Origin of the sequence: Mesobacillus campisalis (assembly GCF_000986785.1) — a bacterium.
Lineage (GTDB): Bacteria > Bacillota > Bacilli > Bacillales > Cytobacillaceae > Mesobacillus_B > Mesobacillus_B campisalis.
Genome location: NZ_LAYY01000005.1, coordinates 1 through 20,330, shown reverse-complemented (window position 1 = coordinate 20,330; position 20,330 = coordinate 1). Strand labels below are relative to the sequence as shown.

The following is a 20,330-nucleotide window of genomic DNA, read 5'->3' as shown; positions in this document are numbered from 1 at the left end:
TTGTGGAATGTCCAGCCGCCTTTTAATGGTCGACTGTTTTCCCTTCACTGAGCTTTACATTCCTTGCTTCGTCAATGCCGTACTTTTTGTCGATCATGTCGCCGACCTTGGCGTTGATGAACAAGAGGATGATAAAGGTCACGACGGAGCCCTGAGCGCCCATGAAGTAATGGAACGGAAATCCTCCCAAGGAAATATGGCTCAGCGGTTCGGCGAGCAAAACAGCACCAAATGAAACACAGAACCAAATGATAAGATAAAGGACCATATAGCGGTTCTTCTCGCGAAAATACTGGTCAGCCACAGCTTTTTCGATTTTTTTCACACTTCCACCCCTTTGTCGGTAATCTTGCCTTCCGCTTCATTAGCGGTCTGATTTTTCTTTTCTGTAAATGCCTCCCTCCCTTTTTTCTTATCCTGATGCCGGGCTAGCTCAAGCTGAAGATGAATTTGACTGTATCAAAGAATGGTGCGGGCACCATCAGGATTTCCACCAGGAAGTACAGGAAAATGCTCAGGAACGGCACAAACAGGAAAAACGTTTTGTTCCGCCTCAGCGCCATCACCACGGAAAAAATCGTTATTAAAATCAACAGCCAAAAAATCATATATTATCTCCTCCTTTGTAAGCGCTACCAAACTTGTCCAAAGATTGAACCCCAACTTTGCGTTGCAGGCCTCCTATCGAAATAATTTATACAATATTTAGATAATTTATAATTATCCATACTATTAGGATTCTGGTCAAGCAATATAAAAAAAAATTCCAAAAACATGTCAATAGGGCTAGTCTCTCCTCGCAAACAGGTTGTACAGAGAGGGTTTTCACTATGCTGGTAGGTGAAAATACTATTCTAAGCAATCTATTCCAAGCACCGAAATTGCCACAAAAAAACAGACGGAATCTCCGTCTGTCGGGGTCAGGCACTCTTTAGTACTGCACAGCACTGAGGGTCAGGCACCCTTTAGTGTAGTGAAGCACCCTTTAGCACTTTACTTCAAAAAGTAGACTCTTGTTTCCCATGGTTTTAGGGTGGTGTTTTTTGGCAGTCTGCTTTCGGCGTGGCTGTAGTTGCTGAGGATCAGCCTGGAGTCTCTGTATTTCAATCCGGTTGGCACTTTGAACCGGGTTGGGGTGCCGTGGAAGTTAGAGATGACAATTGCCCTTTTGCTACCCATTGTCCTTGTATACACATACAGCTTCGGATGGTTGTGGTGATGCAGCTGGTATTTTCCGTAAACGAACAGCGGGTTTTCCTTCCGCAACCTAATCAGCTTTTTATAGAAGTGAAGAATCGAATCTTCATCCTTCAGCTGGCTCTCTACGTTGATGCTTTCATAGTTTGGATTCATGCCCAGCCAGGTCGAATCCCCAGTCGTAAATCCAGCCATGTGGGAAGCATCCCACTGCATCGGCGTCCGTGAGTTGTCGCGGCTGCGTCTCCAGACAACATCCATGATTTCGTCGTGCGAGCGTCCCTTGGCAGTCTCGACCGCATGGTAGTTGACCATGCCGACATCATCATAGTCCTCGATCGACGGATACTTGACATTGGTCATGCCGATTTCCTGTCCCTGATAGATGAACGGCGTGCCTTTCATCAGGAAATACAGGGCGCCCAGCATTTTCGCGCTTTCCTTCCAGTACTTCCCGTCATGGCCCCAGCTTGAGACCCGGCGAGGCTGGTCATGGTTCTCGATGAACAAGGCGTTCCAGCCGCGTCCTTCAAGGCCGTTCTGCCATTTGGACAGCGCCTTTTTCAGCGCCACCACATCGACTCTTTCCTTTGTGTTCTTGTCCCAAAGATCCAGGAACTCGAACTGGAAGATCATATTAAAATAGCCATTGTCCTCGCCGACCCAGCGGTCCGCATCTTCCAAGGTGACGCCATTCGCTTCGCCGACGGTCATCACATCATACTTTTTAATCGTCTTCGCCGTGAACTCCGACAAAAACTCGTCAATGCCATCCACGTTCATCATATAGTCGAACGCCGGAACATAGTCGAGCTCATGCGGATTCGGCAGGTCAGGGAAGCCCGGCTTCTTTTTTATATGCGAAATCGCGTCGACGCGGAAGCCGTCAATTCCCTTATCCAGCCACCAGTTGACCATATCTTCCAGGGCGGTCCTCACTTCAGGGTTCTCCCAGTTCAAATCCGGCTGGCGTGTCGAGAAGATGTGCATAAAATACTGCTGTGTTTCTTCGTCATACTTCCAGGCCGGGCCGCTGAAAATCGATTCCCAGTTGTTCGGCTCTTTTCCATCCTTGCCGTCGCTCCAGATGTACCAGTCGCGCTTCGGGCTGTCCTTTGAAGAGCGCGACTCGATGAACCATGGATGCTCATCGCTTGTATGGTTGATCACAAGGTCAAGGATCAGCTTCATGCCGCGCTCATGGACGCCTTCAAGCAGTTCATTGAAGTCCTCCATCGTGCCGAACTCATCCATGATGTCATGATAATCGGAAATATCATAGCCATTGTCATCATTCGGCGACTTGTACATGGGGGAAAGCCAGATGACATCGATTCCCAGTTCCTTCAGATAGTCGAGTTTGGAAGTAACTCCTTTCAGGTCGCCAATTCCGTCCCCGTTGCTATCCATAAAGCTCCTGGGGTAAACCTGATATGCCACACTTTCTTTCCACCACTTTTTACTCATCGCTGCACCTCTATAACATGTAGTCTATTTTTACACCCACCACATTTGGGAAGGTGATTCTTCTATTAATATTGTTTTTAAATTGGTAACGGCCCGGCCAAAGCCTTCCTGGATCGACATGATCGGGTCTTCATGCTCAATGCTGACCACATAATCATAGCCATATGTCCGGAGTGCGCTCATCATATCGGACCATTCCTTCAAGTCATGGCCGCAGCCGACCGACCGAAATGTCCATGCACGCGTTTGCACTTCTCCATAAGGCTGCATATCCGTCAGTCCATACATATTGACATTTTCCTGGTCGATATAGGTGTCTTTCGCATGGAAATGATGGATGGCGTTTTCTTTTGCGAGGATTTTAATCGCGGCAACCGGGTCGATGCCCTGCCACCAAAGATGGCTTGGGTCAAGGTTGGCCCCAATGGCGTCGCACGTTTCCTCACGCAATTTTAACAGAGTGTACGGCGTGTGCACAAGAAATCCGCCGTGCAGTTCCAGGCCGATTTTAACATCATGATCCTTAGCCAGCTGCCCGACTTCCTTCCAGTAGGGAATCAGCTTTTCTTCCCACTGCCACTTCAGCACATCGCCATACTCGTTCGGCCATGGCGTCACAGGCCAGTTCGGAAACTTGGCGCCTTCATGGTCGCCCGCCGTTCCGGAGAAGCAGTTGACAACCGGCACGCCCAAGAGCGAAGCCAGCTTGATCGTTTTACGCAGCGTTTCATCCGACTCTTTCGCAAAACCGGCTTCCGGGGAAATCGGGTTGCCGTGGCAACTGAACGCCGAGATCATCAAGCCGCGCTCGGTGACTTTCCCGATATACTCTTTGCGTGCTTCTTCACTTTCCAGCAGTGCATCCAGATCGCAATGGCTGTTTCCCGGATAGCAGCCGGTCCCGATTTCAACCGCATGCAGCCCGGCGGCCTTGACGGTATCCAGCATATCCTCAAACGATTTGTCGGCAAACAACACGGTAAATACTCCTAGTTTCATTGTGGAGTCTCCTTTCGGCTTAGGGTTTCATTGCTTTTATAGATTCCGTCGATAATCTCGGAAACCTGCAGTGCTTCCTCCGGCTTGACGACCAGCTCCTCGACGCCAAGGCAGGCGCCGATAAAATTCCGTGCCTGGGGAAGTCCGTCATTTTTCTCCACCGGCACGAGCAGTGGCTGGCTGTTCATCAGCATGCCGTTTTTCGTCGTATAAAGCTCAAGCGGGAAAACGTTCACGCCGCCTTCGACACCGGAGATGCTGACATGCTCTTCATCGTCCTTGACGTTCGCCGCCCACGATGTTTCAAACAGCATCGAAGCGCCATTTTCAAACGTGATATAGGCGGTCACATGGTCATCGACATCAAAGGTGCTGTAGTCGAATGCTCCCCACTGGTTCACCTGTCCCGGGATTTTGCTGAGCACATTGTACGCGCGGCCGCTCACAGAAACCTGCTTCGGATTTCCCATCAGCCATAAAGCCAGGTCAAGGAGATGGCAGCCGTAATCGATCAAACTTCCGCCGCCCTGCAGCTCTTTATTGGTAAAAACGCCCCAGCCGGGAACTTTGCGGCGCCGGAGTGCTTTCACGCGGGCCACAAGCGGTGTGCCGACTTCCTGCATCATGTTCTTGGCCACTTGCGCTTCCTGCCTGAACCGGTAGTGATAGGCAATCGCCAGCACTTTACCGGCACGCCTCGAGGCGGCAAGCATCGCCTCGCACTCTGCCGCCGAAAGGGCCATCGGCTTTTCGCACAGCACATGGACGCCTGCATCAAACGCCGCGACCGTGATTTCCGCGTGGAATTTATTCGGGGTACAGATGACGACGGCATCCACTTCTTTAAAAACATCATGGTAGTTTTCAAACACATGGGGAATCTGGTATTCCGCCGCCACCGCCTGCGCCCGAGCCACGTTAATGTCGCTGAGCGCCATGATTTCACATACTTCGCCAAGCTGGGAGAAAGCCGGGATATGGCGGCCCGTCGCAATGCCGCCAACCCCGATGATTCCGATTCGAAGTTTCTTCATGGTCCAAACACCTCTATACTTCTGTTATTCTCTTACTCTCGTTTGATTCCAGCGCCGCAAGGATGACAGACAGTGACTTCATGCCCTCTTCCCCTGAAACCGGCGGTGCTTCATTATTGATAACGCAGTCCACAAACTTTTCAATTACATGCGAGTTCTTTTGCCCGCCTTCGTCATTCGACTGGATTTTCCCAAGCTGGTAGTTCACCACTTCACCTGTGCTGTATAACGCAACGAGCGAGTAATTCGGGTCGTCTTCCAGCCGCAGTGTCCCTTTTTCACCATAAATGATCGTCGAATTGTCTTCTCTGCCGTTATACGCCCAGCTGGCCGCAAGCGTGCCAATAATGCCGCTTTCCGTCTTCAGCACACAGACCGCGTTGTCATCGACAGTGGCAAAATCCTTTGCACTTGTTTGAACAAACGCGCCGACTTCGGTAATCTCTTCGCCAAGCAGATAGCGGATCAGGTCGGTTTTATGGACCCCAAGGTCACCCATCGCCCCGACAAACGCTTTTTCCTTCTGGAAGAACCAGCCTTCCTTGCCTTCGACGCTCCAGCCTTCCGGGCCGCCATGTCCGAATGCCGTGCGGAAGCTGTAAATCTTGCCGAGGTCTCCGCTTGCAATCAGCTGGCGCGCTTTTTGGTGGGAAGGAACAAAGCGCTGGTTGTGGGCGATCATCAGTTTCTTGCCGTTTTTCTCTGCTGCTGCAATCATGCTCTCTGCTTCTGCTTTTGAAGTAGCCATCGGCTTTTCACAAAGCACATGCAGGCCGGCTTCAAGGGCTGCTATGGAAATCGGGGCATGAAGATAGTTTGGCGTACAAACGCTCACCGCATCGACTTCGCCGCTTTTTAAAAGCTCCTGATAGTCTGTATAAGCTTTGGCGCCGTATTTTTCAGCAACCTCGGCCGCCCGTTCCTGGTTAATGTCGCAAACAGCCACAATCTCCGCCAGCTGGTTGGTAGCATATTCCGGCAGATGGCGGTGCTGCGCAATGCTTCCTGCACCAATGACTCCGATTCTAAGCTTTGCCATTCTATTTCTCCCCCTTGATTTCTTCCAGTGGTTTTGCATTTCCGTACACAGGGCGCTCACGCTTCAACGGCTTCGCCCATTCTACTGCGTTGATGATGACGCGCTGAATTTGCTCATTATGGTAGGTTGGGTATGTTTCATGGCCCGGGCGGAAGTAGAACACCTTTCCGTTGCCGCGAGTGTACGTGCAGCCGCTGCGGAACACTTCGCCGCCTTCAAACCAGCTTGTGAAAATCAGCTCGTCCGGCTGCGGGATGTCAAAATGCTCGCCATACATTTCTTCCCTCTCAAGTTCAATATATTCCCCGATTCCCTCGACGATCGGATGGCTCGGACTCACGACCCAGAGGCGTTCCTTTTCATCGGCTTCACGCCATTTTAGGTCGCAGCTCGTTCCCATCAGCGTTTTGAAAATCTTGGAGAAATGGCCTGAATGCAGCACAATCAAACCCATGCCATCCAAAACGCGCTGCTGCACCTTCTGGACGATTTCATCCTTCACTTCGCCGTGCGCCAGGTGCCCCCACCACACTAAAACATCGGTGTTTGCCAGGACCTCATCTGTCAGTCCATGCTCCGGCTCATCAAGCGTTGCCGTCCCTGCCTCAAATCCCGCTCCCTGTAAAAACTCCGCAATCGCGCCGTGGATGCCCTTCGGATAAAGATCCCGCACAACCGGATTTTTCTGCTCATGCCGATTTTCATTCCAGACGGTTACTTTTACCATTTCAAACCACTCCTTTTTAGGTTTCATTTACCCTTATTTTAGAGGTTACAACACAGAATGAAACGGCTTACATTGACACATAGGGTGGAAAATATTGAACTGTGGGGTGGATTGGGTTGAAATCACCTTCAACTTTTACTGCAAAAACTCCAGGCTTTATGACAAAGCCCCACCTTCTTACGACAAAATTCAGTTCATTCACGACAAAGTTCCACCTTTTTACGAGATAATCAAATTCATTCACGACAAAACTGTCGACACCTACAACAAACTTAATCATGTCTTTTTTCATGGTTCTTTTTCCTTACAAAGAATCATATCTTATCCTGTCTTACATAGCGGCGTTTGCCAGGAGAGGGGAAAGAAGAAATGTCTTGGTTTACAAAATGGTCTTTTAAAAACAAAGCTGCTGTCGCCATCTTGTCCATCCTGATCATGGGGCTTGGACTGATCAGCTACACCACCATGCCGATGGAGTTCCTTCCTGCGGCCGACCAGCCTCAGGTGACCGTCGTGGTCATGGGGGATGGAAGTGACGCGGAGACGATGCGCGAAAGCGTAACAGAACCCATTGAAAGCGCACTATCCGGAATAGCAGGAAAGAAAAACGTTTTTTCTACCACCGGGGACGGATATTCGAAAACGGATATCTTCTTCGAATCGAAAACACCGATGAAAGAAGCGAAAACGGACGTGCAGGAAGCCATCTCCTCCCTCACGCTTCCGACAAACGTAAGCAAACCCCATATAGTGCAGCTGAACACCAGCATGATCCCGATTTCCCAAATTACGGTCACCTTCGGCGGAGGGGTCACGCCTGAGAACATCGAATTCGCCGAGAAGGAGATCCTTCCTTCTTTTAAAAGCATCAAGGGAGTGGGCAGCGTCCAGGTGATGGGGACCTCCTCTTCTTCCGTTTCCCTTGAGCTGAAGGAAAAGGAGATGGCCGAAAACGGGGTCACCCTCCAACAGTTTCTCGGAGTCCTTCAGGGACATGACACCTCTGCGGCGGTAGGAGGAAAGACGCTTAACGGAGAAGCTGCCAATATCAAGGTCATCGGAAACATAGGAAGCCTTGAAGAGCTGGGGAAGCTCCCTGTTACCCCGGGCGTCCTGCTAAAAGACATCGCGACTGTGAAGGAATCCTCTTCAAGTAACGCGCTTAACCATATCAACGGAGAAGAAGGCCTGTTTATCGTTGTGACGAAAGACACAAGTTCCAATGCGGTGAGTGTGACAAAGGAAGTAGCCGCTGCTGCCGAGAAACTGAACAAAAAATTCAAGCAGCAGGAAACAACCGTTGTGCTGGATACAGGGGAGATGATTCAGAACTCGGTGCACACGATGATGAAGGAAGTTCTACTCGGGGCCCTGTTTGCCACCATCGTCATCATGGTGTTCCTCCGGAATGTCCGTTCCACGGTGATTACCATTGTATCCATCCCATTGTCCCTTTGCTTCACGCTGTTTCTATTGTCGCGGTCCGGCATCACTCTGAACATCCTCACCCTCGGCGGGGTGGCGGTGGCGGTCGGACGTCTTGTGGACGACAGCATCGTGGTGATTGAGAACATTTTCCGGAAAAGGCAAAGCGAGCCTTTCTCGGTCTCGATGATCATGGTGGCCACAAAGGAAGTGGGCAGCGCCATCACTTCCTCGACCTTGACGACGGTTGCCGTTTTCCTCCCGATTGGCCTTGTGAGCGGGTCGCTTCAGGAGTTCGTCCTGCCATTCGCCTTGACGGTCACCTATTCGCTCCTGGCTTCCCTGGTCGTGGCCCTCACCGTGGTTCCCGTCATGAGCGCAGGGCTGCTGAAGAACGCGAAATTGCCGGAACACAAACCGCCGGCCGCTTTTACGAATTTCGTTTCCTGGTCGCTGGATCACAAGAAAACCATCCTGCTTGTATCGGGATTCCTGTTTGCCGGGTCGATTGGCACCTACTTTGCCATGCCAAAAGGAGCCGTTGACTCGTCGGGAGCGGATTTTGTGGTCGCGACCCTTGCCTACCCGAACACCACTCCGGTGGAGGAAGTAAGGGAAAATTCTCTTGAGCTGGAGAAGTTCATTCTCGGAAGGGAAGAAGTGCTCTACAACATCACCCAGATGGGGAATTCAGCGGAAGCCGCCCAATTTGGCCAGGTAGGATCCCCCACACAAACCAGCTTTTCAATCATCCTGAAGGAAAAGGATAAAACGCATGCGCTCCTTTCCGCGATCGAGGAACAGAAAGATAACTACCCTGGCGCGGAACTCACCGTGGCCGCGGCCAGCATGATGGGCGCTTCCTCGTCTGAAATCACGGTCGACGTCCTCGGAGATTCTATTGAAGAGATTGAATTGGCGGCCAATGAAATCAAAAAGGCATTGTCTGGCATCGAAGGGGTGGAATCGGTCTCCACCAATCTGGAAGAAAAGAAAATGGTATACTCATTCGAGGTCCGACCCGAGGAAGCGAACGCCCAGCAAGTGGCCCAGCAGCTCTCTCTCATGCTGAACCGCGTTCCGATTGGCGCCGTCGAGCTGCAGGGACAGAAAACCCCTGTTTTCGTGGAACCTCTCCTTGACCCGAAACAACCTGACGATCTGAATGACATCACCGTCCTTGCGCACCAGGGGCCGAAGCCAATATCAGAGGTGGCCAAACTTCAGGGAAAGGAAGAACCAACAAGTCTCTACCATAAAGACGGGGTTCTCTATGCACGGGTGAGCGGAGTCGTCGATTCCGGGAAGATTTCCGACATCGCTGCGGAAATGAACACGCTCCTGTTCGCTGGGAAGGACAAAGGGGGCCTTGACCTTCCAAAAGAAGTGGAAGTGGCCGTCGGAGGAGCGAGCGTCCAGCAGAGCGACGACTTCACCGACCTGTTCATCACGATGGCGGCTTCCGTCGGGATTGTGTTTTTAATCATGGTCATTACCTTCAAGACGATCCGTGCGCCGATTGCAATCCTGTTCTCGCTTCCTCTCGCAGCCATCGGGGCGATTCTCGGCCTCCTCGTGAGCAGGATAGCCGTCGACATCACCGCGCTCCTGGGGGCGCTCATGCTGATCGGGATTGTCGTCACCAATGCGATTGTGCTTCTTGACCGGGTTAAGCAGAACGAAAAGAAAATGAGCATTCGCGAATCCATCGTGGAAGCCGCAGCAGTGCGGATGAGGCCAATTTTGATGACAGCGGTGGCGACCATTTGCGCGATGCTGCCGCTCCTCTTCAAAAAGGCCGAATCCGGCGTGCTTGTCTCCCAGAGCCTGGCCGTTGTGGTCATCGGAGGCCTGGCCGTGGCAACGCTTCTCACCCTTGTGGTGATTCCGGTAGTCTATGAACTGCTTCATTACAGGAAATCAAGGAAAGAACGCCAGCTGAAGGCAGAGGCGGCCGAACAAGAACAGTAATCATAAGAAGTCTAGGAACCAGCAAATAAAAAAGCAAAGCCATTCGACGTCTGAGTTGGCTTTGCTTTTTTTATGGATGCTTAGTCCATTACATAGACGGAAAAACTCCGCTTAATTCGTAATTAAGATAAAAAAGCGCTTAAATAGACGGAGAGATTCCGCCTATTGAATTGAAAAACATCAAAAATGGGGTATTTTGCTTTGCATAACCGGAAAACCTCCCCTTATTTACCCGAAAAACACTTCCATTCCGCGTTTAGCCGGAAAATCTCCGCCTATTTTACCTCTGATGGTTACTTGGGATACAGCCTTGACCGCTCCCACAGCCTAGGCAAATAAAAAAGCAGGGGACACTATCTCTTCCCCTGCCGATATTCGTTCGGCGTGATGCCTTCGACTTTTTTAAATACTTTCCTAAAATACTTATCATCCTGGTAGCCAACCATGTTGGCAATCTCAAATACCTTCAGCTGGCTATTTTTCAAAAGCGATTTTGCCTTTTTAATGCGGTATTTGACGATATAATCGGAGATGTTTTCGCCGAATTCCTGCTTGAACTTGCGTGAGATGTATTCCCGGCTGATGTAAAACTGGTCGGCGATTTCCTGGAGCTTCACATCCCGGTCAAAATTATTCTGCAAATAGGTTTCAATCTCATAGATGATGTTTTTCTTTTCAAGCTTACTTTCGCGCCTGATCGACTCCAGGAAAATCGAAATCTCGCGTTTTTTCCGGTCCACATATTGCTCCAGGTGAAAATGGCCGTCTTTATCAAAAAAGGGCTCAATCTGTTTCTCTGCCTCATCTTGAACAGCAAAGGCAAGGTTGTAGCGCTTCAGCCACTGTGCACATATCACCTGATACTCTTTTTCCATATGCAGCAGCTGCCTGAGCGAGAGAAAATTCCCTTTCGTCATTTCCTGTGTCACTTCTTCAATCAGCTCATCAAAGGCGCTTTCCTCTCCGGCCTGAACGGCGAGCTCGATTCCCGGCGCATAGGCCATCAGCGACGGCAATGAGTGCTCGCTTTCATCACCCCTTGTGTAGACCCGCACTTCTTTTACATCCAACAGGTTTTGGCTGAGGAGCACCTCGTTTGCCTCAGCATACGAATCCATCAGGGAGGAAATCTCGCAGACTGGAGGGCCAGCTGCAATGGGACAGCTGAATTTTACCGCTTGCTTTAGGGACCGGTAAATCCGGCGCAGCAATTCTTCCAATTGGTCAAATTGGTCCCAGAGGATGATAGCCACCTGGCCTTTTTGCGCCAGATAGCGAAAGGCGATGCCGCAGTCCTCCGTAGACAGCACTTCATTGATCACATTCAGCACCGTAAAATACGCCAGGTCGCGGTCATGGCCGAAGTTTTTGATCATTTTCCCGCTCAGCTTCACGACTGCGGTCACATATTTTCCCGAAGACTGAAAACCGAGCTCCTCGTACTGCTCTTTTTTTATATCAGAAGAGGTGAAAAGCTTGGTGAGCATCCGGTCGCGGTAGACGGGCTTCATCTCATTCAGGAGCTGGGTGCTGCTTTTTTCCTTGCTGCGCCCGGCTTCTTCCTTGTTCCATTCCTTCACGGCATTGGTGAGCGTCTGATTGAGAATCTCGGGGTCAACCGGCTTCAGGAGGTAATCATGGCTGCCAAAGTGGATCGCTTTCCTCATATAATGATAGTCATCATAGCCGGTGACAACGATCGTCTTGCTGTCGGGCATGTGCTCCTTAATCCACTCCAGCAGCCCGATGCCGTCCTTCTTCGGCATTTTCATATCGGTAAAAATGATCTCCGGCTTATGCTGCTGAATGAGCTCGATCGCTTCCTCGCCATTTTTTGCTTCATAAATTTCGGCGATCCCCTGTGCTTCCCATTCTGCGAGCAGCCTGATGGCCTCCCTCACATGCTGTTCATCATCCACGATCAATGCTTTCATGAACTTCACACCTCCTTCGAAATTTGTGCTGGAATGAGGATGGTCACGGAAAAACCTCCATCCTCCCCTCCTTCAATCTTCATTTCTGCTGAATTTTGATAGTAGATCTGCAGGCGTTCATAGATATTCCGGAGACCGATGCTTTCGCCTTCGGGACCCGCTTTCGGGGCTTGTGCCAAGCCTTCCTGCAGCTTTTCGGCATCGTCCGCGGAAATTCCTTCACCATTATCGGCAATGGTGATCCTCAGGATGTCCCCTTCCTCGAGGGAGGCGCCAATCTCAACCCAGGAATTCTCGTCGCTTTGGTCAAAGCCATGCTTAAAACTATTTTCAACAATCGGCTGCAAAATCATCTTCGGCACTTCGATGTTCTCCACATCATGCTTGATGTCGAACCTGTATTCAAACCGGTCGCCAAAGCGCTGTTTCTGCAGGTCAAGATACGATTTTACATGCTCCATTTCCTGTTTAAAAGGAACGATATGCACATTGACATTCATGCTGTATCTCATCATCTTCGCCAGCGACGTCAGGAGGGAATAGACGGGAACCGCTTTGTGCTTCAAAGCGAGCGTGCCGATTGACTGGAGCGAATTATAGAGAAAATGCGGATTCACTTGTGACTGCAGTACCCGCAGCTGGCTTGACTTGTTTTCGATTTCCAGCTTGTATTCGCGCTCTATCAGGTCATTGATGGTGGCGATCATCTTTTTAAAATGTTTGCCGAGCATGCCGAATTCATCATTCCCGAGGGAATCAAAGTCGGCCTTGAATTCCCCCTTCTCCACTCTTTTCATATTGGCAATGAGAACTTTAATTGGCTCTGTGAACTTGAAGGAGATCAACATCGTCGCCAGCACCACGATCACGAGCGAGAGAAGGCCGATCAAAATATTCATGAAGGCCGTTTCCCTTGCGCCCTGGTAGAGAAGATCATACGGAATCCTCTTGGCGATGCGCCAGTCTCCCGAGGGTCCAGCAAAGCTGTCATATACGATGACACCATCAAAATCCCCAGAACTCCATTCCAGGCTGCCGCCCGCCTGATTCAGCTCTCGGTACCACTCATCACTGTTGGTTTGTCCGATCCGCTCTTCCTCGGAAGAATAGACAATCAAACCTTCTTCATTCATCAGGTAAAAGTCCTCGGTATTTTTTACATACAGCTGATCGGCAATCGATTGGATTCTTGACAGATTCACATCAAAAGACAAAAACGCCAGCGGATCATCGAGCGGTACATCCCTGATCAGGCTGTGAAAAGAGATTACATTTGCCTTTTGCGATTCCGGGATCAGCGAAAGATTGTTATAGCTGTAGATTTCATGCGGAGGCTCAATCAGCATGTTCTGGCCCGGAGGCAGCTGGCTCAGCTTCGCGTAATACGGGTGGTCATCCACATTCTCATAATGGCCGCGGCCGCTCAGGGCCGAATGATAGTTTGTATAGGAATCCTTGCCTTCATGGATATACAGATGCATCTGCTCGATCTCCGGCCGGGTGCTGTACAAATAAGCCATGATCCGGTTGATTTCTTCCTGGTTTGAAATCAGATTCTCCGAAACGCCATCCCGCAGCACATTCATCAGCGGCGTGTACCTGTAAAGAGTTGTCGTCAAATAGGAAAAATCCTGAAGATAGGTGGAGATGTCCTCCTTGCCGGCTGCAATCACCTCCTGGTTCCTGGAAACAAAATTCTCGTTCAGGGCCGTGGTTGTGTACCAGTACGTAACGGCGATCGCAAAGCTGGACGGCAGGACCGTAACCGCCAGCAGGAAGATGATTAATTTTTTTCTGATGCTCCAGCCCATGCGGTTTGGCACCCTCTTCCGCTTGTCAAAATATGAAATAATTTTACTTATTGTAGCGTTTTTATTCAGGGTGGTCAAAATTGATAGTTCAATATTTTCCACCTTTTTGGTCAATGTAAGCCGTTTCATAAATTTGCCCAATCTTTAAAATAAGGAGTATCGGAGGTGCAGTTGATGAGTAATCATACTAAACTGGAAAATACAAATTCGACCTCTCTTGGTCAAACTATTGCAAACGCATCCAAACCAACATCATTTCTAAACAGCAAAAAGCTGAAAAAAGCCGGACTTTTCGCTTTGTTTGTCGGACCCGCCTTTCTGGCCTTTTCCGTCATTGTCCTGATTCCGTTCCTGACAGGTGTCTATTACGCCTTCACCGACTGGAACGGCGTGACCGGGAATGTCACCTGGGTAGGATTGGACAACTTCAAGTATCTGTTCACCGAGGACAAGCAGTTCCAGCAATCCTTCCTTTTAACGATAAAATATACGGTCGTCGCAATTGTGCTGACCAACATTGTCGGGTTCGGCCTGGCTTTGCTTGTGTCACAGATGCTAAAAACAAGGAACATCCTGCGGACCGTGTTCTTCCTGCCAAACCTGATCGGCGGACTTTTGCTCGGTTTCATCTGGCAGTTCATTTTCATCAGAGGATTCCAGAGCATCGGTGCAGCCACTGGCTGGTCGCTGTTTGAACTTCCATGGCTCGGAGATGAAAATACGGCGTTCTGGGGAATCGTCATTGTTTCTGTCTGGCAGGGAGCCGGCTACATCATGCTCATCTACTTGGCCGCGCTGCAGAATGTACCGCAGGATATTGTCGAGGCCGCCAAGATTGACGGTGCGAGCCGCTTTCAGGTATTGCGCCACATCACGATGCCAATGGTCGCGCCAGCTGTCACCATCTGCTTATTTTTAACGATTTCGTCCTCATTCAAGATTTTCGATGTCAACCTGTCGCTGACAAACGGCGGACCGTTCAAATCCACCGAAATGCTCGCGCTGAACATCTATACAGAAGCTTTTGTCAATAACCGCTACGGACTCGGAGAAGCAAAAGCATTGATCTTCTTCCTGGTTGTCGCCGCCATTACGGTCATCCAGGTGAGCATCACGAAGAAAAGGGAGGTTGAATCCTGATGGAAAACAAGTATACAGGAAGGACGTTCATCGTCGAGATTGTTGCGATTGTGCTCGGGCTCATCTTCCTTGTCCCATTCTATTATGTTGTCTCAAACTCTCTTAAAACCTTTGCCGAAATTTTAACGAACACATCCGCACTGCCAACGGTCCTGCAGTTTTCCAACTATGTGCAGGCGTTCGAGAAGCTGGACTACCTCAGGGTGTTCACCAACTCGCTGATCATTACAGTCGCAAGCAACGTGGTCCTGATTATCTTCTGTTCGATGGCCGCCTACATGCTGGTTCGGACGAAAAAGAAGATTAGCAACATCATCTTTATGACTTTTGTCGCTGCGATGGTAATCCCGTTCCAATCGATCATGATTCCGCTGATCAAAACAGCTGGAAACCTCGGGATGCTGAACAGCATGTGGGGCCTGGTCATCATGTACCTTGGCTTCGGCTCCGGCATGACCATCTTCCTTTATCACGGTTTTATTAAAAACATCCCGGTTGAGCTTGAAGAAGCCGCAATCATCGATGGCTGCTCTCCATTCGGAGTGTTCTGGAGAATCGTCTTCCCGCTTTTAAAGCCAATCACAGTGACGGTGATGATCCTGAACTCTTTATGGATCTGGAATGACTTCCTGCTTCCATCCCTGGTCCTGCAGGATCCGGAATTGCGGACGATTCCGCTGGCAACGTTCTTCTTCTTCGGCCAGTATACAAAGCAGTGGGATCTGGCCCTTGCCGGACTCGTGCTCAGCATCATTCCATTGCTGATCTTCTTCTTCTCGATGCAAAAGCACATCATCAAAGGCATTACGAGCGGGTCGATTAAGTAGAGTTAACGAGTTTAGGAGCTTTTACAAGCAAGGCAACAAGCAGTTTCTGATAAAAGGTCATCTTTTCTTGCCGGCTGGGTGCAAAGCCGGCAGGAAATTAGAAAGGCGGAAGCGCCTTGGTCAGCCCGGACAAGCATAAGACGCTCCGGAATAGAAGGCGTCCTTTGCCTTCAATTCCGGAGTGGCTTATGACCTCGAGGGGCTAGGCGCTGGAGCTGGACAGTTATCTAAGAGCAATAATCTATACTTTTTATTTAACAAACTATTTAATGGGGGTAAAAGAACATGGCGTTCAAAATGAAAAAGTACTCAATTGCAGCAGGCGTTTTATCCGCATCCCTTCTTCTTTCCGCTTGCGGCGGCAACGATACGACACAAGGCACGGAAAAGAATGGCGAAAGCACTGGCGATAAAGTCGTCGTCGATATTTTCCAGGGCAAAGTAGAAATCGCAGACCAATTGAAAGCGTTGACAGATGAATATACAAAGCAAAACCCGAATGTAACCTTCAATATTGAAACAGTCGGCGGCGGCGCTGATGGTGCGGCAGCCTTGAAAGCTAAATTTGCATCCAACAATGCGCCTGATATTTTCACAAATGACGGCGACCAGGCTGCACAGGTATGGCTTGATAAATTTGAAGACCTTTCCGACCAGCCTTGGGTGGAGGACGCATTTGAAGGCACGCTCGACGGCATGACGATTGACGGGAAAGTGTACGGAATGCCGTTGAACATGGAAGGCTACGGTTTCGCCTACAACAAGGCGCTATTTGAAAAAGCAGGCATCTCCGAGCTGCCTAAAACTCTTTCCGAGCTTGAAGAAGCAGCGAAGAAGCTGGATGCTGCCGGAATCACTCCATTCTCAATCGGCTATGCCGAGTGGTGGGTACTGGCGAACCACGGCTTGAACGTTCCATTCGCCTACCAGGATAATGCCGACAAGTTCATCGCCGGATTGAACGATGGCTCTGCCAAGATTGAAGGCAACGAGCACTTTAAGCAGTACTTTGAATTGCTTGATTTGACAATGAAGTATGGCAACAAGAATCCATTAACAACAGACTACAACACACAAGTCACCCTATTTGCGACTGGTGAAGCCGCAATGACTCAGCAAGGAAACTGGATCCAGCCGATGATTGACAAGATTTCCCCTGACATGGAAGTAGGCTTCATCCCAATGCCTTTGAACGACGACCCTGAGAAAGCCGGCAAGGTCATGGTTGACGTACCAAGCAACTGGGTTGTCTACAACGGCGCTCCTGATGCTGACAAAGAAGCAGCGAAAGACTTCCTCAATTGGATGGTGTCATCTGAAGAAGGCAAGCGTGCTTTGACAGAAGAATTCAAGTACATCCCTGCTTTCAAATCGATTGAAGCCAAAGCGGAAGACATCGGCCCACTGGGCGCTGACCTGCTGAAATACTCCCAGGAAGGCCAAACCTACCAGTGGCAGTTCATGAAGTACCCAGATGGCGCAGGCCAGGAATTCGGAGCCGCTCTCCAATCCTATGTCGCCGGCAAATCCACAGCCGAAGAAGCCATGAAAGCCATGGACAGCACATGGGCGAAATTGAAGAAGTAAGCTATATGCAGACACACAAAACCCCTGAGGACCGGATTGTCCTCAGGGGTTTTTGTTTGTTGCGGGGTCAGGCACTCTTTAACGCTTCACCGCACCCGGGGTCAGGCACCCTTTAGTGGAGTGAAGGCGCTCTTTAGCGGAGTGAAGGCACCGTTCAGTGTTTTTACTGTGCTAAAAATACGTTTCTTACCCGGTCAACGGCTTCGCGTGAGCCTGCACCTTCCTGGACGTCTTCGACCATCATGGAGATCAGCAGGTCAGGCGCTTCCGGGTTGTAGCCGACAAACCAGCCTAGCTCTCGGCCTTTTTCGCCCTGGGCGGCTTTAATCTCGGCCGTTCCGGTCTTGCCGGCGAATGGCTGGTCCATCCGGGCAAAGTGCGCAGTGCCCTTCGGATCGGAGACCACCTTCTCCAGCATCGAATTGATGGCCGAGGCCTGCTCGGCACTGATTAAGCCTTCCTGCAAGACCTCGCCATGCTGCTCTTCTGCCAGCAGCACCGGCTTGATCAGGTTTCCATTATTGACAAATGGCGTATAGGTGGCTGCCAAATGCAGGATGTTCATCTCAACCTGGCCCTGGCCATAGCCTGAGTCTGCCAGCTGAATTTCATTCTCCAGCCCGCCGATTTCTGAAGCCTCCAGCGGATAGCTGTACTCGAACTCCTCGAAACCGAACTTCTTAAGCCCTTCCTGGAATGGCTCCTTGCCAATCTCAAGAGCCGCGCGTGCAAAATAGATATTATCCGAGTAGATTAACGCTTTTTCAAGGTCAATCTGCCCTTTTACATCGGAATAGCGGGTCACCTTATAGTTGCCCCATGAACTGTCCGGCTGCCACTGCTTTTCGGTGATTTCATAGGCGGTGTTAAGATCAATCGCTCCTTCTGCCAATCCAACCGCTGCAGTCACCGGCTTGATGACTGATCCTGGCACATACGTCAGCCGGAAGCGGTTTAGATACGGCTTCAGCGGCTCTTCCTCAATGCTTTGGCGCTGCTGGGCAGACATCCCCAAGGTCTCGGCGTTCGGGTCAAAGCCAGGGGCACTCACGAGCGCCAGCGTTTCCCCGGTACGCGGGTTGATCGCTGCCGCCATGCCGGCCTCCCCTTTCAGCTGGTCGTAAATCTTCTGCTGCAGCACAACATCGATGGTCAGCTGGACATTCTCGCCATTTTCCACCGGCCGCTCCACCAGCAGTTTCTTCGTGCCGTCTTCTTTGACAATCGCAACTTCGACACCATTGGTTCCTTTTAATTTTTCCTCATACACCTGCTCAAGGCCGCGTTTGCCGATATAATCATTCGCGGTATAGCCTTTGCCTTCCAGTTTCTCCAGATCTTCCGCAGTCACCGGCGCAATAAAGCCAACAAGGTGCGAAACATCCTCGCCGTATGGATATTCCCGGGCACCGACTGTCTGGTTGGTCACTCCGGCAATGGCGAACAGCTTCTCCTGCAGGTCGACATCGGTTTTCGGAATTTTTTTAAGCGGTACAAATAGGTCGTCTTTTACCCAGCCCGCATTAAGGGCATTATTGATCTGGTCCTCGCTCATATTGAGCAGCTCGGCCAGCTTTTTGATGCTGTCGGCCTTTTGGGCGTCATCGCCCATCTTGCCCGGCACGACGCCGATCTGCATCGCTGACCCGTTGATAGCCAGCTCATTGCCGCGGCGGTCAAGAATGCTGCCGCGCTCCGCCGGGATGGTATTCAGGCTGATTTTATCCCCGCTTTCAAGCTCAGGGAAAATGTAGGTGGTATTCCAGTCAAGATACCAGTTTGGACTGTCATCGCGCTCTTCCTTGACCAGCCTCGCCTGATGGTCGAATTCAATCGGGCCAGCCACGCTGTCCATTTTGGCTGAGAATGGGAAGACCGCTTCGTTCTCCGGCCGCTCCCGGTCTTCCGGCTCGTTGAACTGAACATCCAGATTATCAATCTGCAGGTCCTCATAGATTTTATTATACCGGTCAACGAATTCTTCCTTCGTCACCGTACTCTGTGCTGTTTCTGATAAAAACTCGTACATCTCGTCAAACTTCTTATCGTTCCATAGTTTGACATACTGCGAGAACCTTTCCTCCGGTGCAGGCTCCTTGCTGCAGCCGGCAATAAGGACCGCTATAAATACGGACATCAGGATGATGATCGCTTTCTTCAATGCTACTCCCCCTCCTCCTGACTAATTTTACCACAGAAGCACAGTAGAGGGACAAGTGAAAAGCCGGATGGGTGCAGTGCACTTTGGCGCTTTAGTCCACCGGGGGTCAGGCACCCTTTAATGCTTCACCGCACCCGGGGTCAGGCACGCTTTAGTGGTTTAATGTACTGCGGGTCAGGCACGAAAGACACTAAAAAAGACCCGCTGATTTTTGAACTATGCCCTATAAAGTGGACGGTTTAAAAAAGCACCTGTAAGAATTTTATGCAGCTAACAGATGACTCCGGTACTGTGCCGGGGTCATCTTATTTAGAGTCCATTGATAACGCTCGTTATTGTATTCCTCAATGTAACCTCCAATGATTCTTTTAAGCTCATTGAATGTTTGGCACTCCGCATAGTCAACTTCATCCTTAAAATGCCCAAAGAAGGATTCCATTGGAGCATTATCCCAACAGTTTCCCTTACGGGACATAGACTGGATAAGCTTCATTTTCTTAACCCTTTTCTGAAATTCAGGGTGCGTGTAATGAAAGCCCTGATCGGAATGGAGGATGGCACCAGGATGGACCATTCCCTTAAAAGATTGACCTAGTTTCTTCAGTGTATGATAAACAATGTCCATCTTAAGATTGGTGGACAGGTGATAAGCGACGATTTCCCTTGTGGATACGTCTTTGACACATGAAAGGTAAGCCGGACGCCCGGATCCGTAGTAAACATAGGTGATGTCTGTAAGGTATACTTTGCCGGGTACATCCTGTCCGAACTCTCTATTGAGTATGTTTGGAAGAGCCTTGTGTTCCTGATTGGCCTTTGCCATTTTCCTATAGGGATTCATCTGCCTGATTTTCGTTACGAGGTTGAATTTCCTCATAATCCGGCGGATCTTCTTATGATTCATTATTACATTTTTATCGTTCTCTAGAATCATCTTAATTACAAGGGTTCCGGCTCTCCCTTTCTTATAATCAAAGATTTCCTTGATTAACTCATAATCCTTCCAATCAT

The 20,330-nt window shown here is 50.1% G+C and carries 16 protein-coding genes; 4 read left to right on the top strand and 12 right to left on the bottom strand.

Annotated features, from left to right (window positions below; all coding sequences use genetic code 11):
* Positions 1-22 precede the first annotated feature (22 nt).
* From WQ57_RS05670 to WQ57_RS05635, 8 genes are all read right to left on the bottom strand, one after another.
* Positions 23-325, bottom strand: a complete 303-nt coding sequence (locus WQ57_RS05670; protein ID WP_046522776.1) for a DUF4212 domain-containing protein — start codon at positions 323-325, stop codon at positions 23-25.
* Positions 326-428: 103 nt separating this feature from the next.
* Positions 429-608, bottom strand: coding sequence for a hypothetical protein (locus WQ57_RS05665; protein ID WP_046522775.1), 180 nt, complete (start codon positions 606-608; stop codon positions 429-431).
* A 385-nt stretch (positions 609-993) separates the two neighbouring features.
* On the bottom strand, positions 994-2,664 hold the full coding sequence (locus tag WQ57_RS05660) for an alpha-glucosidase (RefSeq protein WP_046522774.1): 1,671 nt from the start codon (positions 2,662-2,664) through the stop codon (positions 994-996).
* 30 nt (positions 2,665-2,694) lie between these two features.
* Positions 2,695-3,663, bottom strand: a complete 969-nt coding sequence (locus WQ57_RS05655) for a sugar phosphate isomerase/epimerase family protein (protein WP_046522773.1) — start codon at positions 3,661-3,663, stop codon at positions 2,695-2,697.
* Positions 3,660-4,697 carry a Gfo/Idh/MocA family protein gene (locus tag WQ57_RS05650; protein WP_046522772.1) on the bottom strand — a complete coding sequence of 346 codons (1,038 nt, stop codon included), beginning with the start codon at positions 4,695-4,697 and terminating at the stop codon, positions 3,660-3,662. Before WQ57_RS05650 ends, WQ57_RS05655 begins: the two co-directional genes overlap by 4 nt.
* Before the next feature lie 13 nt (positions 4,698-4,710).
* Positions 4,711-5,736 carry a Gfo/Idh/MocA family protein gene (locus WQ57_RS05645; RefSeq protein ID WP_046522771.1) on the bottom strand — a complete coding sequence of 342 codons (1,026 nt, stop codon included), beginning with the start codon at positions 5,734-5,736 and terminating at the stop codon, positions 4,711-4,713.
* A 1-nt stretch (position 5,737) separates the two neighbouring features.
* Complete coding sequence (locus WQ57_RS05640) at positions 5,738-6,463, bottom strand: ThuA domain-containing protein (protein ID WP_046522770.1); 726 nt, start codon at positions 6,461-6,463, stop codon at positions 5,738-5,740.
* Between the two features lie 67 nt (positions 6,464-6,530).
* Positions 6,531-6,755 carry a hypothetical protein gene (locus WQ57_RS05635; protein ID WP_046522769.1) on the bottom strand — a complete coding sequence of 75 codons (225 nt, stop codon included), beginning with the start codon at positions 6,753-6,755 and terminating at the stop codon, positions 6,531-6,533.
* A gap of 77 nt (positions 6,756-6,832) precedes the next feature.
* Here WQ57_RS05635 and WQ57_RS05630 point away from each other — a divergent pair, with 77 nt between their 5' ends.
* Positions 6,833-9,859 carry an efflux RND transporter permease subunit gene (locus WQ57_RS05630; protein ID WP_046522768.1) on the top strand — a complete coding sequence of 1,009 codons (3,027 nt, stop codon included), beginning with the start codon at positions 6,833-6,835 and terminating at the stop codon, positions 9,857-9,859.
* Between the two features lie 353 nt (positions 9,860-10,212).
* Here WQ57_RS05630 and WQ57_RS05625 read toward each other — a convergent pair whose 3' ends face one another.
* Together WQ57_RS05625 and WQ57_RS05620 are read right to left on the bottom strand one after the other, a co-directional pair.
* A complete protein-coding gene (locus WQ57_RS05625) occupies positions 10,213-11,793 on the bottom strand; it encodes a response regulator (RefSeq protein WP_046522767.1) in 1,581 nt (526 codons plus the stop codon).
* 5 nt (positions 11,794-11,798) lie between these two features.
* Positions 11,799-13,616 carry a sensor histidine kinase gene (locus tag WQ57_RS05620; protein WP_241481487.1) on the bottom strand — a complete coding sequence of 606 codons (1,818 nt, stop codon included), beginning with the start codon at positions 13,614-13,616 and terminating at the stop codon, positions 11,799-11,801.
* Between the two features lie 162 nt (positions 13,617-13,778).
* Here WQ57_RS05620 and WQ57_RS05615 point away from each other — a divergent pair, with 162 nt between their 5' ends.
* From WQ57_RS05615 to WQ57_RS05605, 3 genes are all read left to right on the top strand, one after another.
* Positions 13,779-14,744 carry a carbohydrate ABC transporter permease gene (locus tag WQ57_RS05615; RefSeq protein WP_046522766.1) on the top strand — a complete coding sequence of 322 codons (966 nt, stop codon included), beginning with the start codon at positions 13,779-13,781 and terminating at the stop codon, positions 14,742-14,744.
* Positions 14,744-15,571: a carbohydrate ABC transporter permease gene (locus tag WQ57_RS05610; RefSeq protein WP_046522765.1), complete on the top strand. Its 828-nt coding sequence runs from the start codon at positions 14,744-14,746 to the stop codon at positions 15,569-15,571. The genes WQ57_RS05615 and WQ57_RS05610 overlap by 1 nt, the downstream gene beginning before the upstream one ends.
* 285 nt (positions 15,572-15,856) lie before the next feature.
* Entirely contained in the window at positions 15,857-17,158 is a 1,302-nt protein-coding gene (locus tag WQ57_RS05605) for an ABC transporter substrate-binding protein (RefSeq protein WP_046522764.1), read from the top strand.
* 163 nt (positions 17,159-17,321) lie between these two features.
* On the opposite strand, the gene WQ57_RS05600 is transcribed toward WQ57_RS05605, so the two are convergent.
* Entirely contained in the window at positions 17,322-19,319 is a 1,998-nt protein-coding gene (locus WQ57_RS05600; RefSeq protein WP_046522763.1) for a penicillin-binding transpeptidase domain-containing protein, read from the bottom strand.
* A 262-nt stretch (positions 19,320-19,581) separates the two neighbouring features.
* Positions 19,582-20,330 (bottom strand): IS3 family transposase (locus tag WQ57_RS05595; RefSeq protein WP_046522762.1); only part of this gene is annotated, 749 nt, incomplete at its 5' end.